This is a genomic window from Polynucleobacter sp. 35-46-11, assembly GCF_002281105.1.
Map to the genome: position 1 here is coordinate 1 of NZ_NCFJ01000253.1, position 3,639 is coordinate 3,639.

Here is a 3,639-nt window from a genome sequence, read left to right on the forward strand (position 1 = left end):
TAAGCCTGCGAGTACTGTTAAGTTACCGCCCCAAAGCATTCCCGAAGCTTGGCCTGCGGCAGAATTTTTTAAGAAGGCTTGATTGGCTTTAATCGTGTAATCTAATTTACGCTCATGAATGGCTTTTTGGAAATGTGTCCACATGAATGTATTGGGAGCAACCCCCTCGCCCTGCTCGCCCTGACAAGCAAAATCAAAATTGAGCATAGGGCCTGCCAATGTAACTGCGCCAGTCTTTGCCAATAAACCCAACTGGAAGACTGTGAAATCACTATGTCCACAAATCTGCAGACCACTCTTGATAGCTTTGGCAATCGCATCCCACTGAATATCTGGGAGCAGGCGATGCAATCCATAACCACCTCGCATGGCGACAACAGGAATCTCAGGAGAGAGATTGGCGAGTTGATTGATCTCAGCTAAACGCTCAGCATCGGTGCCAGCAAAACGTTGTTCGACTCGATCAACACAGGCAGCATTGAGAACTTCAATACCCTGCTTTTGTAGCCACTCGATTCCAGCCAATGGGCTGCGAGTATCTAGACTAGCCCCTGAAGGAGCAATCAAATGAATTTGCTTCAACGCCGCTCCTTAAAAAAATCGCGCAATATTTGTCCGCACTCTTCGCCCATGATGCCACCTTCAACTACTGTCTGGTGGTTAATCTGCTTTTCTGAGAATACATTGAGTACGCTGCCTGCAGCACCTGTTTTAGGATCTGTGGCACCAAATACAACACGATCAACCCGAGCATGGAGCATCGCTCCTGCACACATAGTGCAGGGCTCTAATGTGACATACAGGGTTGTGCCAGGTAGGCGGTAATTAGCCTCATCTGAGGCGGCAGCACGCAATGCCATCATCTCAGCATGGGCGCTAGGATCGCTATTCGTAATTGGCTGATTAAAGCCTGTGGAAATCACTTCACCATCACGGACTAATACAGCGCCAACCGGCACTTCACCAGCAGCGGCAGCGAGCTTGGCTTGATCCAAAGCTTGCTGCATAAAGTGGCGATCAAGCTCTGCTTGCATATTACTTTTTATGAGTGAGAAACGTCAGCCCAGCAATTGGGGGTTTCATAAAGACGGATGGATGCTAGCTTGAGTCGGCCATCAAACGCTTTTTCGAAAACAGGCTGCAATACCTTAAAGGCGGCGCTAGCTAAGTTCTCAACAGTAGGAACATGCTCCATCACTACTGTCTTGTGATTGGGGATGGAGTTTAAATAATCTACTAATCCAGCATCTTCTTTGGCAACCAAAAATGCGTGATCCCAAGGCTCCACTACGTATTGGTTAGTAAGGCGCTTAATATCTCCAAAATCTAAGACCATGCCATCGTCCGCCTTACCTGGATGATCCGCGATCACACCAGTCAGCGTGACTTCAATGGCATAGCGATGGCCATGCAAATGACGGCACTGGCCATCATGATTTGGAATGCGATGACCCGAGTCAAACTCAAGTCGGCGGGTAATGGAGATGGCTTCTTGCTTGTTGGTCATGATTGCTTTTCTAAATACTTAAATATCGCTTGGTAAAGCTACTATCGAATACCGATCATTTTATGGGTCTGAACACTCAAACGCCATAAAGGTCGCTTTTGACAGAGACGAACTGCCAATGCGAGGTTTTCTTGAAGGTTTGGACCGTCCATGGCCTGCAAGAAGCGATTGCGGTAATCCATCTTCTCAAATCGAGCCAATAAGGTCTCAATGGCAACATGACCCTGCTGAGGAATCACCAGCTTAATTTCATCGGCTTGCAAAACAATCAACTCAGAGCCGGCCTTAGGGCTGACACATACCCAATCAACGCCTTTAGGAATCTTGATCGTGCCGTTGGTCTCAATGGCGATAGTGAAACCCTTGGCATGTAAAGCGTCGATTAAAGCAGTATCGAGTTGCAGTAGTGGCTCTCCACCGGTGAAGACAACGTAACGTTGCTGCGGGCCTGCTGAGGTGCTGACCCACACCTCTTCTATAGTATCTGCCAATAAAGAGGCGGTTTCAAACTTGCCGCCACCGACGCCATCACTTCCAACAAAGTCGGTATCGCAAAATTGGCAAACTGCAGAAGCGCGATCTTCTTCACGTCCGCTCCACAAATTGCAGCCAGCAAAGCGACAAAATACGGCTGCACGACCTGCGTGGGCACCCTCACCTTGAAGGGTTGGAAAAAGTTCTTTTACGGTATACATAGCTATGTGCTGATTTTAAGCGCTTTGCTTACTTCCAGGACACAAGCTCCCACTCTAAGTAGTCTTCCCAGAGGGCATTGCTCCAAAACATACCTGCCCATAAATAGCGTCCATAGCCACGCCGGATAACCCAACGGCCGACTTCCGGGGCAAACCAAACATCTTCCTGACGATAGTTGGCTACTCGAGAGAAGTCGTTACTGGTGAAGAAAGGCGCCTCATTCTGATACTTCAAGACGGGGAATTGGCCAGCAGGCACGCTGACACCCTCCCACTGAAGTGCCGTTATATTCAATCCCCAGTAATAGTCGTTATCGGGATAGCCGACTACTTGATAGCGGTCACGATAGAACCCAGACCAACCTGGAACGAGTTGCTCAGGCCACAAGGGAATCGGCTTCAAAAACTTTTGTGGGGGATTCCAATGGGGATCTTGCAAGACATAGCCCCAAGGTTGTTGAATTTCATCGGGGAGTGGCCCCGCTTTTAGTCCGCTACGCTCAATTCGAATCTGGGGCCCAATAGAAGCTATTCTCTCGGTAACAATATCTACCAACTCTTGGTTGAATACATTACGCACGTTGTAGACCCACTGCTGCCCCACTTGTGGCGCCCTTACCTTGGGAGGATTTGTGGGTTGAGGTAAAGGTGTCGAAGTTGGATACGGCTGGCCAGCAATACAGGCCGCCAGCAATGCTGGCGACAGCAATACAAGAAGCCTACGTACAGTGTTTATTTGTAGGAGCTCAATTGCCATTGATAGCTACCCTCTAGAATCACTGCACCAATTTGCCCTTGAATTTGATAAGAGCCAGATGCCTCACGCGCAACCCAGCGACCAATCTGCGGTGCAAACCAAACTGTTTCTTTGCGAATGCAATCTACCTTGTTGGGATCGTCACTCTCATAATTAATCAGAGTCTGAAAACGCAGTGCTACAAACTCTCCTGCAGGCACAGTAATTTTTTCCCAGCCTTGTACGCTCATATATTCTTGCCAGTTCATTTGCGAGCCTGAGTAGCCAGCAATGCTGTACTTGGTGTTGAACTGTTTTGCCCAAGTCGTAGATAGCTGCTCAGGCCAAAGCGGCAAAGATGGACTGAAGTTGAGCAAGCGTGACCACTGTGTGTCTGTAGAAACCATTCCCCATGAAGTCTGAATTTCACTAGGCAAGCGTGCGCCATCCGCAGTCATTCGATCAATCACAATCGTGGAGCCAATTTTAGAAACGCGCTCAGTAATCACATCTAAAGTTTTGCCATCAAAAACATTCTTCTTGATATAGGTCCACTCTTGTCCAATTTGTGGAGGACGAACCACTGGTAGCGGCTTTGGTTGTGAGACTGGAATGCCATGCTCATATGAAAGGCCGCCGCAAGCAACTGGGGCTAAAGCGGCAGAAACGATAAAAGTGCGACGAGATAAGTTCATATTGCT

6 protein-coding genes are annotated in these 3,639 nt (G+C 48.4%); all 6 read right to left on the minus strand.

Features of this window, described 5'->3' with window-relative positions:
* Positions 1 to 582 (minus strand): LD-carboxypeptidase (locus B7Y67_RS12945; RefSeq protein WP_293599003.1); only part of this gene is annotated, 582 nt, incomplete at its 3' end.
* Positions 579 to 1,034 carry a tRNA adenosine(34) deaminase TadA gene (tadA, locus tag B7Y67_RS12950; protein ID WP_293599004.1) on the minus strand — a complete coding sequence of 152 codons (456 nt, stop codon included), beginning with the start codon at positions 1,032 to 1,034 and terminating at the stop codon, positions 579 to 581. The genes tadA and B7Y67_RS12945, both read right to left, overlap by 4 nt.
* Positions 1,035 to 1,042: 8 nt before the next feature.
* Positions 1,043 to 1,507: a 6-carboxytetrahydropterin synthase QueD gene (gene queD, locus B7Y67_RS12955; protein WP_215301213.1), complete on the minus strand. Its 465-nt coding sequence runs from the start codon at positions 1,505 to 1,507 to the stop codon at positions 1,043 to 1,045.
* Between the two features lie 41 nt (positions 1,508 to 1,548).
* Positions 1,549 to 2,202 carry a 7-carboxy-7-deazaguanine synthase gene (queE, locus tag B7Y67_RS12960; protein ID WP_293599005.1) on the minus strand — a complete coding sequence of 218 codons (654 nt, stop codon included), beginning with the start codon at positions 2,200 to 2,202 and terminating at the stop codon, positions 1,549 to 1,551.
* 28 nt (positions 2,203 to 2,230) lie between these two features.
* A complete protein-coding gene (locus B7Y67_RS12965; RefSeq protein ID WP_293599006.1) occupies positions 2,231 to 2,959 on the minus strand; it encodes a hypothetical protein in 729 nt (242 codons plus the stop codon).
* Positions 2,935 to 3,639 (minus strand): hypothetical protein (locus tag B7Y67_RS12970; protein WP_293599007.1); only part of this gene is annotated, 705 nt, incomplete at its 5' end. The genes B7Y67_RS12970 and B7Y67_RS12965, both read right to left, overlap by 25 nt.